The organism is Halomonas eurihalina (genome assembly GCF_008274785.1).
Classification (GTDB): Bacteria; Pseudomonadota; Gammaproteobacteria; order Pseudomonadales; family Halomonadaceae; genus Halomonas; species Halomonas eurihalina.
Genome location: NZ_VTPU01000017.1, coordinates 38,513 through 51,580, shown reverse-complemented (window position 1 = coordinate 51,580; position 13,068 = coordinate 38,513). Strand labels below are relative to the sequence as shown.

Here is a 13,068-nt window from a genome sequence, read left to right as displayed (position 1 = left end):
CGCACATCGCCCGCATTCCGTGATCATCACGGGACCGAATGTCCCGGCCCTTCAGGATGAGGTACGCATGAGCGACGACAACGAGCAAGGTTTCGAGCAAGATAGCCCAGAATGGGGGCAGGCCGAAGAGCAAGACGAGGCGTTTCAGGCCGGCAGCGGGCCGGGCCAGTCCGTAGTGCCGGCCAGCGACAGCCTGCCCGAGCGGGTCTACCTGCTGCCGATCCACAATCGTCCTTTCTTCCCCGCCCAGGTACAGCCGCTGGTGATCAATCGCGAGCGCTGGGAGGAAACGATTCGCCGCGTCGGCAACACGCCGCACCAGATGGTGGGGTTGGCCTTTGTCGGAGAAGCCGGCGTCGAAGAACTTGGTCATGAAGATTTTCCCGTGGTCGGCACCGCGGTCAAGGTGCACAAGCTGCAGGGCGAGGAGTCGCAGTTGCAGTTCATCGCCCAGGGCATGCGCCGTTTCCGTATTCAGCGCTGGCTCTCCAAGGAGCCGCCGTATCTGGTCGAGGTCAGCTATCCGCGCGAGCCGGTCGATGCCGAGGACGACGAGACCCGCGCCTATGCCATGGCACTGATCAACGGCATCAAGGAATTGCTGCCGATCAACCCGCTCTATGGCGAGGAACTCAAGCATTACCTCAATCGCTTCAGCCCGCATGAACCGGGGCCGCTGACGGATTTCGCCGCGGCTATCACCTCGGCCAAGGGGCCGGAGCTGCAGGATGTGCTGGCGACCTTGCCGGTGACCGAGCGCATGCAGAAGGTGCTGCCGCTGCTGCGCAAGGAGATCGACGTCGCCCAGTTGCAGAGCGAGATCAGCGAGCAGGTCAACGCCCAGATGCAGGAGCGCCAGCGGGAGTTTTTCCTGCGCGAACAGCTCAAGGTGATTCAGCGTGAGTTGGGCATTTCCAAGGATGATCGGGAAAACGATGTCGACACTTTCCGTGCGCGGCTGACCGACAAGGTCGTGCCCGAGCGCGTCATGGAGCGTATCGACGACGAGCTGGACAAGCTCTCCGTGCTGGAGACCGGCTCGCCGGAGTACGGTACCACTCGTCACTATCTCGACTGGCTGACCTCACTGCCTTGGGGTATCACCAGCGATGACCAGCTTGATCTAGCGCACGCCCGGCAGGTACTGGACCGCGACCACGATGGCCTCAAGGACGTCAAGGAGCGCATCGTCGAGTTTCTCGCCGAGGGCACCTTCAAGGGCGATGTCGGCGGTTCCATCCTGCTGCTGGTTGGCCCGCCGGGTGTCGGCAAGACGTCGGTGGGGCGTTCCATTGCCGAAGCGCTGGGGCGCGAGTTCTATCGCTTCTCGGTTGGCGGCATGCGCGACGAGGCCGAAATCAAGGGCCATCGCCGCACCTATGTGGGCGCCATGCCCGGCAAGCTGGTCCAGGCGATCAAGGAAGTCGAGGTCGAGAACCCGGTGATCATGCTCGACGAAATCGACAAGATGGGGCAGTCCTTCCAGGGTGATCCCGCTTCGGCCCTGCTCGAGGTGCTCGACCCGGAACAGAACGTCGATTTCCTCGACCACTATCTGGATGTCCGGCTCGACCTGTCCAAGGTCCTGTTCGTGTGCACCGCCAATACGCTGGATTCGCTGCCTCCCGCCTTGCTCGACCGCATGGAGCAGATTCGCCTTTCCGGCTATATCGCCGAAGAGAAGATAGCTATCGCCAAGCACCATCTCTGGCCCAAGCTGCTCAAGCGCGACCACATCCCCAAAAAACGCATCAATCTTACCGATGCGGCCCTGCGCCAGATCATCGAGGGATATGCGCGCGAGGCGGGGGTGCGTCAGCTCGAGAAGCAACTGCATCGCATCGTGCGCAAGGCGGCGGTCAAGCTGCTCGAGAATGGTCAGCAGACGATCAAGATCTCGGTGAAAAATCTCGAGGAATTCCTCGGTGCACCGACCTTCCGCAAGGAGCAGGTCATGAAGGGCGAGGGCGTAGTCACCGGCCTGGCCTGGACCGCCATGGGCGGCGCGACCCTCTCCGTGGAGGCCGGCAAGGTGCATGCCCTGGAGCGAGGCTTCAAGTTGACCGGCCAGCTCGGCGAGGTGATGAAGGAATCGGCCAATATTGCCTACAGCTATGTGCTGGGCCATCTTGGCGACTATGGCGCCGAGCCAGACTTCTTCGATTCGGCTTTTGTGCACCTGCACGTGCCCGAAGGTGCCACACCCAAGGATGGGCCTTCGGCCGGTGTGACCATGACCACGGCGCTGCTGTCGCTGGCTCGGCACGAACCTATCGACAGGCCATTGGCCATGACCGGCGAGCTGACCCTTACGGGCCAGGTACTGCCGGTGGGCGGGATCCGCGAGAAAATCATTGCCGCCCGGCGCAGCGAGATCTTCGAGGTGATTCTGCCCGACGCCAACCGCCGCGATTACGAAGAGCTTCCGGATTATCTACGCGACGGGATGACGGTGCATTTCGCCAAGCATTATCGCGATGTAGCCAGGGTGGTGTTCGGCTAGTCGCTCGTCGCTCGTCGCTCTAACGAAAGTCTTCCATCGTTTCCCGGTAGCCGATGAAGGCTTCGCGGCGTTGCTCGATGCGGGCCAGAGCGTTGGTGTCGCTGGTTTCCTCGGCGACTTTCTTGGCCACATCCAACTGCTCGATGCCCCGGTCGATGTGGCCGGTGAGCTGCAGCTGTTCGGCTCGGGCGAGGTGGCCCCAAGCCTTGCGGCCGCTGTGACCGGCGGCTTCGGCGAGCAGGGCGAAGACCTGGGGATCTTCCGGGTGTTGTCCGGACAGATCGCGTAGCACCCGGTAGGCCGCATCGGGGTCGCGCTGAAGCAAGGCCTCGCCCAGCACCAGGGTGGTGGGCGCATAGCCGGGCATCAGGCGCAACTGGTGCCGACCCCGGGTGATAGCAGCGTCGACTCGACCGGCGTCCAGTGCGACCTGGGCGGCCGTGGCCGGCAGCATCGCCAGATCGGGGTGCTGGCGTGACAAGGTATCCAGGGTGTTCAGCGCCTGGTCGGTGCGGCCCTGCTCGGCATCGATCAGCGCCCGCAGGTAACGGCGGGCGTCCTCGGGGACCGAGTCGCGGTTCTGGCGGGTGACAGCCTGGCTGGGGTCACGGTCATGAATGGCCAGCAGGGCCCGGGCACGCACCAACTGATATTCGAGACTTTGTCCTCGGGTGGGGGTGGCATGCACCTGGTCGACCCGGCTCTGGGCATCGCTGATGCGCGATTCCGTCACCGGGTGGGTCAACAGGAACTCCGGCGGATTACCGCCCTGCAAGGCGATCATGCGCTGCATGGTACGGAACATGTCGACCATGGCCTGTGGGTCGTAGCCGGCGCCCGCCATGGTCTGCAGACCGGCACGGTCGGCCTCGCGCTCGAAACGCCGGGAATAGGCCAGTTGATCCTGTATGAAGGCAGCCTGGGACCCCATGGCGGCGGCGATGCCGGCGTCACCACCACCACCGGCAGCGATCAGCATGCCGGCCAGCATGGCGGCCATGGTGGGAATCTGGGTCTGCTCGGCACGCGCCTTGCCGCGGGCATAATGGTGCTGCGACAGGTGGCCGAGCTCGTGGGCGACCACCGAGACCATTGGGGCTTCCTGGTCGGCGAAGGCGAATAGGCCGGCATTGATGCCGATGACGCCACCGGGCACGGCAAAGGCGTTGAGCTGCTCGCTGGCGACCAGGGTGGTGATCGGGCGGATGCCGCTGAGCGAGCTGTAGGGCAGCAGACGCGCGACCAGAGAGTCGACGTACGCCTGGGTGATGGGATCCTGCCAGATAGGCGCACGGGCCCGGAACTGGCGCAGCCAGGTGCGGCCGAGCCGCACTTCCTCACCGCTGACGGCTTGAGTGTCGCTACTGACCAGGCTGGGCAGCTCGGGCGGTTCGAGGTCAAGATCGAGGGCAGCGCTCGGGGTCGCCAGTGCCAGGCACAAGGCGAGGGTGCCCAGGCAGGTTAGGTGTCGACGTTGCATGGCTTCCTCATCATGGAGCTGGGGCGGCGCTCACCATCCGACATTGATTCGGCAGACAAAGTGCCTTTAAATCCCAAGAGTTCATGTCGGCGGCGTTCTACGCCCGCCCCGGCATGCTCAAGCATTCTCCTGGGAGACAACATGACTGTGCAACCCGACGATGTGCTCGACGCACGTGGTCTGCCTTGTCCGTTACCCCTGCTCAAGGCCAAGCAGGCCCTGGCCCGACTGGGGCCGGGGGAGCTGCTGGAGGTGATGGCGACCGATGGGGGTTCCTGGCGAGACTTCGAAACCTTCATCGAGCAGAGTCACCATGAGATGGCGGCGCGCGAGGAGCGTGGCGACGTCTATCACTATTGGATCCGCAAGGCGGAGGAGCCGGCACGATGACCCTGAGAGCGCTGCTGCGTGGCTGGATGGAGCGTTATTTCTCCGACGAGGAAGCCGTCATCCTGCTGTTGGTGCTGATACTGGGCTTCGCCGTGGTGATCTGGCTGGGCCAGATGCTGGCGCCCTTTTTGACTGCACTGGTCATCGCCTTTCTGCTGCAGGGAGCGGTCAATGGACTGACGCGTCGCCGTGTGCCGCACTTGCTGGCGGTACTGCTGGTCTTCCTGGGGTTTCTCGGCGTCTTGCTGGCGATGGCGCTGATTCTGATGCCGTTGATCTGGAATCAGTTGGTCAACCTGCTGCAGGAAACGCCACGCATGTTTGCCAGTGGACAGTCCCTGCTCGACGACCTCCAGGCCCGCTATCCACAGCTGATCACACCGGACCAGATCCAGACCTGGATAGGCATGGCCGGGCGCGAGGTGACCCAACTTGGGCAGCGCGCCCTGTCGCTGTCGCTTTCCTCGCTCGGCAGTGTGTTGTCGTTGATCATCTATCTGGTGCTGGTACCGATCCTGGTGTTCTTCATGCTCAAGGATCGCGACCGCCTGGTGGGCTTTGCGGTGTCGTTGCTGCCGCAACGGCGCGAGTTGATGACTCGAATCTGGCATGAAATGGATGACCAGATCGCCAATTTTGTGCGCGGCAAGTTCATCGAGATCATCATCGTCGGCAGCGTGTCCTTCTTCACCTTCATGCTCTTCGGCCTGCCGTATTCAGCGCTGCTGGCCGTGCTGGTCGGGCTCTCGGTGCTGATCCCCTACATCGGCGCCGCCGTGGCCACGCTGCCGGTAGCCGCGGTGGCGGGCTTTCACTTCGGCATCAGCGACCAGTTCGTCTATGTTGTGATCGCCTACGGAGTGATCCAGGCGCTGGATGGCAATGTCCTGGTGCCGGTGCTGTTCTCCGAGGCGGTCAACCTGCACCCGGTGTCGATCATCCTGGCGGTGCTGTTTTTCGGCGGCATCTGGGGGTTCTGGGGCATATTCTTCGCCATTCCGCTGGCCACCTTGCTCAAGGCGCTGGTCTACGCCTGGCCGAGGGGCATCCAGCAGCGACGTGAGGAGGTATCGGCGGAAGCGCCTATTGAGGCGCGGGAAAGCGTCGACGAGTGATGGCGCTCGGTTTGCATTGCCCCCAGAGGTGCCCGACCGCCCGGAGGAGGGCGGTCGGCTCGCATATCACTCGCCGGCGTGCAAGGCCTGGGCGGCTTCCAGTACCTCGGCCACATGGCCCTTGACCTTGACGCCTCGCCATTCCTTGGCGAGCTTGCCGTCGACATCGATCAGGAAGGTGCTGCGTTCGATCCCCAGGTGTTCCTTGCCATACAGCTTCTTGAGCTTGATGACACCGAACAACTGGCAGATGCTTTCCTCCTTGTCGGAGATCAGCGGGAAGTTGAAGTCCTGCTTGGCCTTGAAGTTCTCCTGGGCACGGATGCCGTCCCGGGAGACGCCGATGATGACCGTATTGGCCGCGTCGAATGCCGTCTTGTTGTCCCGGAAATCGCCACCTTCGGTGGTGCAGCCGGGGGTGCTGGCCTTGGGGTAGAAGTAGACCACGACTTGCTTGCCGCGCAGTTCCGACAGCGTCAATTGGGTGTCGCCGGTGGCGGTCGCGGTGAAATCGGGGACCGGCTGGCCGAGGGTGATGCTCATGGTGTCTCCTGGGCTGGTGAGGAAATGAGGCCCTTGATTACACGCAACCGTGGATGAACTGTAAAGTCGTCGCTGTACAGGCCTTGACGCCCTGAGTACCATTTGGCTCTTGGCGGCGAGATATCGACCGGGCGCCAGGCATCATCTGAAAAGCTGACGAGCGCAGACACTTTTCGGGCAATGCCTGGCCCTCGGTGCGCGAAGGCCGCGTATACCAGGCAGGCCGGGAGGATGAGTAGAGGATGATCACGGGTAGCATCGTCGCGCTGGCGACACCGATGAAAGTCAACGGTGACATCGACTGGGAGGCCCTGCGCCGCCTGGTTCATTTCCACCTCGACAATGGCACCGATGCCATTGTCGCCGCAGGTACCACCGGCGAACCGACGACCATGTCGTTTGCTGAGCACTTCGATGTGATTCGTGCCGTGGTAGAGGAGGTCGATGGTCGTATTCCGGTGATTGCCGGTACCGGTTCCAACAACACCACCGAGGCGGTGGAACTGACCCGCTATGCCAAGGAGGTTGGGGCCGACTATTGCCTCACCGTGGCGCCCTACTACAACAAGCCGACCCAGGAAGGTTTGTATCAGCACTTCAAGGTGATTGCCGAGACCAGTGACCTGCCGGTGATTCTCTACAATGTGCCGGGCCGGACCTGCTCCGACATCTATAACGAGACGGTGCTGCGCCTGGCCGAGGTGGACAACATCGTCGGCCTCAAGGATGCCACCGGCAACCTGGAACGTGCCGAGGATCTGATCGCCCGCCTCGAGGGCAGTGGTTTCATGCTCTACTCCGGCGATGACGGCACGGCCTGCGATTTCATGTTGATGGGCGGACATGGTGACATCTCGGTAACCGCCAATGTGGCTCCCGGTGCCATGCACGAGCTGTGTGCCGCCGCCATTGCTGGTGAGACCGACAAGGCCCACCAGATCAATACTCGGCTGATGCCGTTGCACACCAACCTGGGCATCGAGGCCAACCCGATTCCGGTCAAGTGGGCACTGAACCGGATGGGCATGCTGGAGCCGGGTATCCGTCTACCGCTGACCTGGTTGTCCGAGAAATATCACTCTACCGTCAGCGAAGCCATGCAACTGGCGGGCTTGATCGAAGACTGAGCGATGGCCCAGGCCATCCCCAATGAGATATGACGCAAGGTGGACGCATGAACTCTGCGCTGAAATGGATGCCGCTGATAGCCGCTCTGGCTCTGGCGGGCTGCGCTCGAGAAGGCTACTACGACAACCGTAGCGTCGATTATGCCAAGGCTGAGGAAGGCGCGCCCTTGGAGCTGCCCGATACACGCAACACGCGGCGTTACCGCGATGTCATGCCGGTACCCGACGTCCCCGGTGCCTTCGCGTCCCAGGGCGATGGCTTTAATGCCCCCCCGCCTCGTGCCTTGAATGCCGGGAGCAGTGTCTCGGCCGGCGAGGTAGCCCGCCGTGAGGCCGGCGACCAGCACTGGTTGGTGGTGGGAGCCTCACCTGGCGTCGTGTGGTCCGAGGTCAGCGATTTCGCCACTGCTCGAGGCTTGGATGTGCGCTCGCGTGACGACCGCCGCGGCGTGCTGGAGACCGATCAGGGACGCATCAGTGTGGCCCCCGGCCTGCATCAGGGAGAGAGCGAGGTGCGCTGTGAGCAGGGGGGCGTTCCGGTGGAGGGTTGTTTGAATGCCCTGGAACGTCGCTTCGAACAGCGCAGCAACTTGGCCAGTGCCACTGCATCCGGGCTCGCGGCCCAGGGGAAGATGGAGCAGCAGGAGCAGCCACCGCGCCTCGAACAGAGCGATGGCGGCTGGCAATTGATGCTGCCCTATGACATCGAGCGCGCCTGGGCTGAGCTGAGTGCACAACTCCAGGCCGACTTCTCCCTCGAAGGGCGCCGTCAGCTGGTCGAACAGGATGCGAACTCGCACAGCTTCCTGGTCGACTATATACCGTTCAGTGAACGCAGCCGCGGCGTCTGGGCTTCGCTGGCGTCGATGAACTTCGGCGAGGAATCGAGGCAGGTGCGCCTGGAACTGAGCCAGCAGGGCACGAACCAGACGCTGGTACGCGCCCGCGCAACCGGTGACGAAGCGCTCCTGGCGGACGACGAGCGTGAATTGCTGGAGCGGATCGGAGGCCTGTTGCGCTGATGACCGCGCCGTGCGCTGACTCGGGTTACCTGCGCTTCGCGTCTCTGGGCAGCGGCAGCAAGGGTAACGCGACCCTGGTCAGCGACGGCGAGACAACCCTGCTGGTCGACTGCGGCTTCACGCTCAAGGAAACCGAGCAGCGCCTCGGGCGCCTCGGTCTGCATCCACGTCAGCTCGACGCCCTGCTGGTGACCCATGAGCATGGCGATCACCTACGCGGCGTCGGCCCCCTGGCCAGGAAACACGGCGTTCCCGTCTACCTGACGCCGGGGACCTGGCTGGCGGGGCGTACCGGCGAGCTGCCGCATCGCCACTGGATAACGCCCCAGTCGCCCTTTCGGATCAAGGGAATCGACATCGACCCGGTCACCGTGCCCCATGATGCCCGGGAGCCGGTGCAGTTCCGGCTTTCCGCCGCTGGACGACGGCTCGGCCTGCTGACCGATCTCGGCCATCCCAGTTCCCATGTCGTCGAGGCCTTCCAGGGCTGCGATGCCGTGGTGCTGGAATGCAATCACGATGTGCGACTCCTGGAAACGGGGCCCTATCCGCCGAGTCTCAAGCGGCGGGTTGGAGGACGCTGGGGCCACCTGGCCAACGAACAGGCCGCCTGGCTGCTGCAGCGGCTGGGCCTGGATCGTCTGCAGCACATCGTCTGCTCGCACCTGTCCGAACACAACAACCGCCCCGAGCTGGCCGTGGAGGCACTGAACCCGCTGCTCGACGGCGAGGTGTCCCGCCTGACGGTGGCCGCCCAGGACGAGGGGCTGGACTGGCGGATGATCCGCTGAACATACACAGGCGCCCGAGGCCACTCGCCGAGGTGTCGGGCAATGCCTGGGCTACTTCATCATATTGCCCTGGAGGCTCCCATGGACAAGCGTCAAGAACTCTATGCCGGCAAGGCCAAGTCGGTTTATGCCACTGACGACCCCGACCGTCTGATCCTGCACTTCCGCGATGACACCAGCGCCTTCGATGGCGAGCGCATGGAGTCGCTGGCGCGCAAGGGCAAGGTCAACAACCGCTTCAATGCCTTCATCATGGAGAAGTTGCAGGCGGCGGGGATTCCCACGCACTATGAGCGGCTGCTCTCCGACACCGAGAGCGTGGTCAAGAAGCTCGACATGCTGCCGGTGGAGTGCGTGATACGCAACATTGCCGCCGGGGGGCTGGTCAAGCGCCTGGGCGTTGAAGAGGGCAGTGAGCTGGCGCCGCCCACCTTCGAGCTGTTCCTCAAGAACGATGCCCTGCACGATCCGATGATCAACGAGTCGTTGGCGGAGACTTTCGGCTGGGCGACGCCCGAACAGCTGGCCGAGATGAAGTCGCTGACCTACCGGGTCAATGAGGTTCTCAAGCAGTTGTTCGCCGATGGTGACCTGCTGCTGGTGGACTACAAGCTCGAGTTCGGCCTCTTCAACGGCGAGATCGTGCTGGGTGACGAGTTCTCTCCGGACGGTTGCCGCCTGTGGGACGCCAAGACCCGCGAGAAACTCGACAAGGACCGCTTCCGGCAGGGCCTGGGTGGTGTGATCGAGGCTTATGAGGAAGTGGGGAGGCGCATCGGCGTCGATTTCAGCTGAAGACGACCGCCATGCCGAACGAAGGGCCCCGCGGGGCCCTTCCGCCGTGTCTGCTCCCGAACTATCGCAGTTGACGGTCGAGTGCCGTAGTTCGCGGGGCTCTCCGTCGTTGCTGTCCCTTACATCATCACGATCTCGACGACTTCCAGTAGTGTCTTGCTCTCATCGTTGACCACGGCGCGAAAGCGCACGTCCACGTCGCGCAATCGTACGCCGTAGATGCGATCCTCCGCGCCCTGGCGATAGGCGGGCCGCGGGTCCTGGGCCAGCACCTGGTGGATCAGTTCGCGCAATGAGGCGGCGTCGGGTCGGTCGGTCAGGGCGACCTGGGCCTCGGGGGCGATGCGTACCGGCAGCGAGGCAGGAGCCTCGGGGGCGAAGCCGGCACGGGCCTCGGGGCGGGATTCGACCCAGGGCAGGTAGGGCTTGATGTCCAGTACCGGCGTACCGTCGACCAGATCGACGCCACGCAGTCTCAGACGAACTCCCGCGTCAGTGTCAATGCCTTCCAGTTCCACCAGCGATTGCCCCAGCCGGTTGGGGCGGTGGGTGCTGCGGCTGGCGAAGACGCCGATCCTGGCGTTGCCACCCAGGCGGGGTGGGCGCACTAGCGGCGTCCAGCGCTCGGGGCTGAGGTGGAAGAGAAAAGTCACCCAGAGGTGGCTGAAGGCCTCCAGGCCACGCACCGTCAGAGGGTCATCGAAAGGCGGTGTCAGCACCAGGCTGGCCCGGGCGGCATCGGCCAGCCCCGGCTGGCGCGGTACGCCGAACTTGTCGGGATAGTCGCTTTCGATGTGGCCGATGGGTGTCAGGGTCACATTGTTGCAAGGAGGTGTGGGCATGCTCGATTCCACGACGTGTCGCGCTCGGGCATTGGCCCGAACGCCTGGCTTGTGTAGTCTCTTGGCGGTTTCATCATCTCAGGAAGTCACGCATGCGTCATGCCGATATCGAGCCTACATCGGCGGCTCCCTGCCGCGATGTCTCCCAGGACCGGAAAGCGCCGCGCATTTTCTACCGCCTCGCCAAGGCGCGGGATGGTGCTGATCAGGCCGAGGTTTTCCATCATGCCGTGATGCAGGGGGCCGTGGGCTATTACGAGCAGGAAGCCCGAGAGGCCTGGGCTGCCGTGTTGCCCCGCGACGGCAGCGCCTGGGTGGCGCGGCAGGCGCTCTATACCACTCTGGTGGCAACTTGCGATGGCCGTTGCGTGGGGTTTCTGGAACTCGACCTGAAACGGACTCGCGTGGAGTCGCTCTATGTGTGGCCTTCGCTGGCCCGCCGCGGCATTGGCTCGACCCTGTTGGTGCATGCCGAGCGCCTGCTGGTCGAGCAGGGCGCCGACCGGGTCGCTATCACTGCCAGCCTAGTGCTGGCCGATGGCCTGGAAAACCGTGGCTGGCGCCGCGTGCGCGAAGAGTGGGTCGAACGGGGCGGCCAGCGATTGCGCCGGTGGATCATGACGAAGTCGCTGACGGCAGTGGAGACCTGAAGGCGTCAGCTCTGCTGCTCGATGAGGCGCATCGACAGGTCGATGGCCTTGACGTCCTTGGTCAGGGCGCCGCTGGAAATGCAGTCGACGCCGGTGTCGGCGATGGCCTTGAGCGTGGATTCGTCGACATTGCCGGAGGCCTCGAGCGTGGCGCGTCCGGCGGTGCGTCGCACGGCCTCGCGCAGGTCGTCCAGCGAAAAGTTGTCGAGCATGATCACGTCCGCACCGGCCTCGAGCGCCTGGTCGAGCTCGTCGAAGTTTTCCACCTCGATCTCCACCGGCAGGTCCCGGGCGATGTCCCGGGCTTCCTTCACCGCGGCAGCGATCCCTCCGCAGGACGCGATATGATTCTCCTTGATCAGGAAGGCGTCGTAGAGGCCGATGCGGTGATTGTGACCGCCTCCGCAGGAGACTGCGTATTTCTGCGCCAGGCGCAGCCCCGGCAGGGTCTTGCGGGTGTCGAGCATGCGCACGCCGGTGCCGGCGAGCAGGTCGACGTAGTGGCGGGTACGCGTGGCGGTGCCGGAAAGCGTCTGCAGCAGATTCAGCGCCGCGCGTTCGCCGGTCAGCAGGCTGCGTGCCGGGCCCTCGAGCTCGAGGAAGGCCTGCCCGGCACTTAGCCGATCACCGTCGGCGGCCTGCCAGTGCAGAGTGACGCGCGAATCGAGGCGGCGGAACAGCTCGTCGACCCAGGCTACGCCGCACAGCACGGTGTCCTCTCGGGTGATCACCCGGGCGCGGGCCCATTGTTTCTCGGCGATCAGCTCGGCGGTAATATCGCCGGGGCCGACATCCTCGGCCAGCAGCCGGGCGGCGCTGTCGCGGATCTCTTCGGCGAGGGCATCCTGATAGTGCATGGCGGGGTCCGTCTCTGTGCTGGAAAGCGGGAGATGTTCATTATAGAGGAAAGCGCAGCATTGACGTCAGGGGGTAAGCATGCCGATTGAACAGGGCTGGCTGGAGGGCGCGCGCCACGTGATATCGCCCAATCAGGACGCGCGACCGGAGGGCGAGGTGTCCTTGCTGGTCCTGCATTCCATCAGCCTGCCGCCGGGGCAGTTCTCCGGCGATGCCATCGAGCGATTGTTCACCAATCGCCTGGATGCCGAGGCGCATCCTTATTTTGCTGCTATCCGCGGGCTGCGGGTGTCGGCCCACCTGTTGATCCGGCGCGATGGAGGCTGTGTGCAGTTCGTGCCGTTCACGGCGCGAGCCTGGCACGCGGGCCGTTCATGGTGGCGCGACGGCAGGCGATGGCGTCGGGCACTGAACGACTTCTCGGTGGGCATCGAACTGGAAGGGGATGAAGTGACGCCCTACACCGAGGCGCAGTACCGCTCCCTGGCCTGCGCCACGCGGTCACTGCGGGCTCAATATCCGGCCATTACAGCGGAGCGCATCACCAGTCATGCCCGTGTTGCGCCACTACGCAAGAGCGATCCCGGGCCGGCCTTCGATTGGGCTTATTTTCGCCAATCGGTGGGTAAAGTGACTCGATAGTGCGTAAAAAAACATACTTTTTGCCTGGTATGTCTCTTGTGACCCCGGCCCAGGTCGTTGTTCTACTAACTCGGCTTTCATGGTGCGATCCACTATGAAGGTGCGGGATAGCCCAAGGGTTGTGGGCGTCATGTGGGTTTTGAAAAAAATTTCCATGTCTGTTTCAATTGGCAGCAGTGAGTGTTTACGGTATCGTCAGCGCACCCACCGACATTGGTCGCGTTGTCTTGTAAAACGACTACAAATCTGGCAGATGGCGTGGAACCGCTTCCACGCCTTCCCACAGAGCGCCACAGGCCCCTCGCTGCGG

The 13,068-nt window shown here is 63.7% G+C and carries 13 protein-coding genes; 9 read left to right on the top strand and 4 right to left on the bottom strand.

The annotated features are described in order from the left end of the window. The first annotated feature begins 67 nt into the window (after nucleotides 1-67). On the top strand, nucleotides 68-2,503 hold the full coding sequence (lon, locus tag FZZ93_RS15150) for an endopeptidase La (protein WP_149323147.1): 2,436 nt from the start codon (nucleotides 68-70) through the stop codon (nucleotides 2,501-2,503). Between the two features lie 19 nt (nucleotides 2,504-2,522). Here the strand turns inward: lon and FZZ93_RS15145 are convergent, their stop codons facing one another. Then, entirely contained in the window at nucleotides 2,523-3,983 is a 1,461-nt protein-coding gene (locus tag FZZ93_RS15145) for a M48 family metalloprotease (RefSeq protein ID WP_149323146.1), read from the bottom strand. 141 nt (nucleotides 3,984-4,124) lie between these two features. Here FZZ93_RS15145 and FZZ93_RS15140 point away from each other — a divergent pair, with 141 nt between their 5' ends. Both FZZ93_RS15140 and FZZ93_RS15135 read left to right on the top strand, forming a co-directional pair. Continuing rightward, nucleotides 4,125-4,373, top strand: coding sequence for a sulfurtransferase TusA family protein (locus FZZ93_RS15140; RefSeq protein ID WP_149323145.1), 249 nt, complete (start codon nucleotides 4,125-4,127; stop codon nucleotides 4,371-4,373). Beyond that, nucleotides 4,370-5,488 (top strand): AI-2E family transporter, encoded by a 1,119-nt coding sequence (locus FZZ93_RS15135; protein WP_149323144.1) that lies wholly within the window; start codon nucleotides 4,370-4,372, stop codon nucleotides 5,486-5,488. Before FZZ93_RS15140 ends, FZZ93_RS15135 begins: the two co-directional genes overlap by 4 nt. 66 nt (nucleotides 5,489-5,554) lie before the next feature. Here the strand turns inward: FZZ93_RS15135 and FZZ93_RS15130 are convergent, their stop codons facing one another. Beyond that, the gene (locus FZZ93_RS15130) at nucleotides 5,555-6,031 is read right to left on the bottom strand and encodes a peroxiredoxin (protein WP_149323143.1); all 477 of its coding nucleotides are present in this window, start codon (nucleotides 6,029-6,031) and stop codon (nucleotides 5,555-5,557) included. 242 nt (nucleotides 6,032-6,273) lie between these two features. On the opposite strand from FZZ93_RS15130, the gene dapA reads away from it, so the two are divergent. The 4 genes from dapA (at nucleotide 6,274) to purC (ending at nucleotide 9,766) form a co-directional block, all read left to right on the top strand. Then, nucleotides 6,274-7,158 (top strand): 4-hydroxy-tetrahydrodipicolinate synthase, encoded by an 885-nt coding sequence (dapA, locus tag FZZ93_RS15125; protein ID WP_149323142.1) that lies wholly within the window; start codon nucleotides 6,274-6,276, stop codon nucleotides 7,156-7,158. Nucleotides 7,159-7,205: 47 nt separating this feature from the next. Next, entirely contained in the window at nucleotides 7,206-8,180 is a 975-nt protein-coding gene (locus FZZ93_RS15120) for an outer membrane protein assembly factor BamC (protein ID WP_149323141.1), read from the top strand. Continuing rightward, nucleotides 8,180-8,971 (top strand): MBL fold metallo-hydrolase, encoded by a 792-nt coding sequence (locus tag FZZ93_RS15115; RefSeq protein WP_149323140.1) that lies wholly within the window; start codon nucleotides 8,180-8,182, stop codon nucleotides 8,969-8,971. Before FZZ93_RS15120 ends, FZZ93_RS15115 begins: the two co-directional genes overlap by 1 nt. Nucleotides 8,972-9,052: 81 nt before the next feature. Continuing rightward, a complete protein-coding gene (purC, locus tag FZZ93_RS15110) occupies nucleotides 9,053-9,766 on the top strand; it encodes a phosphoribosylaminoimidazolesuccinocarboxamide synthase (protein WP_149323139.1) in 714 nt (237 codons plus the stop codon). Between the two features lie 119 nt (nucleotides 9,767-9,885). Here purC and tsaA read toward each other — a convergent pair whose 3' ends face one another. Continuing rightward, complete coding sequence (gene tsaA, locus FZZ93_RS15105; RefSeq protein ID WP_149323138.1) at nucleotides 9,886-10,608, bottom strand: tRNA (N6-threonylcarbamoyladenosine(37)-N6)-methyltransferase TrmO; 723 nt, start codon at nucleotides 10,606-10,608, stop codon at nucleotides 9,886-9,888. A gap of 92 nt (nucleotides 10,609-10,700) precedes the next feature. Here tsaA and FZZ93_RS15100 point away from each other — a divergent pair, with 92 nt between their 5' ends. Next, a complete protein-coding gene (locus FZZ93_RS15100; RefSeq protein WP_149323137.1) occupies nucleotides 10,701-11,258 on the top strand; it encodes a GNAT family N-acetyltransferase in 558 nt (185 codons plus the stop codon). A 5-nt stretch (nucleotides 11,259-11,263) separates the two neighbouring features. Here the strand turns inward: FZZ93_RS15100 and nadC are convergent, their stop codons facing one another. After that, nucleotides 11,264-12,115 carry a carboxylating nicotinate-nucleotide diphosphorylase gene (nadC, locus tag FZZ93_RS15095; protein WP_149323136.1) on the bottom strand — a complete coding sequence of 284 codons (852 nt, stop codon included), beginning with the start codon at nucleotides 12,113-12,115 and terminating at the stop codon, nucleotides 11,264-11,266. Between the two features lie 79 nt (nucleotides 12,116-12,194). Here nadC and ampD point away from each other — a divergent pair, with 79 nt between their 5' ends. Beyond that, nucleotides 12,195-12,758 carry a 1,6-anhydro-N-acetylmuramyl-L-alanine amidase AmpD gene (ampD, locus tag FZZ93_RS15090; protein ID WP_149323135.1) on the top strand — a complete coding sequence of 188 codons (564 nt, stop codon included), beginning with the start codon at nucleotides 12,195-12,197 and terminating at the stop codon, nucleotides 12,756-12,758. Nucleotides 12,759-13,068 lie beyond the last annotated feature (310 nt).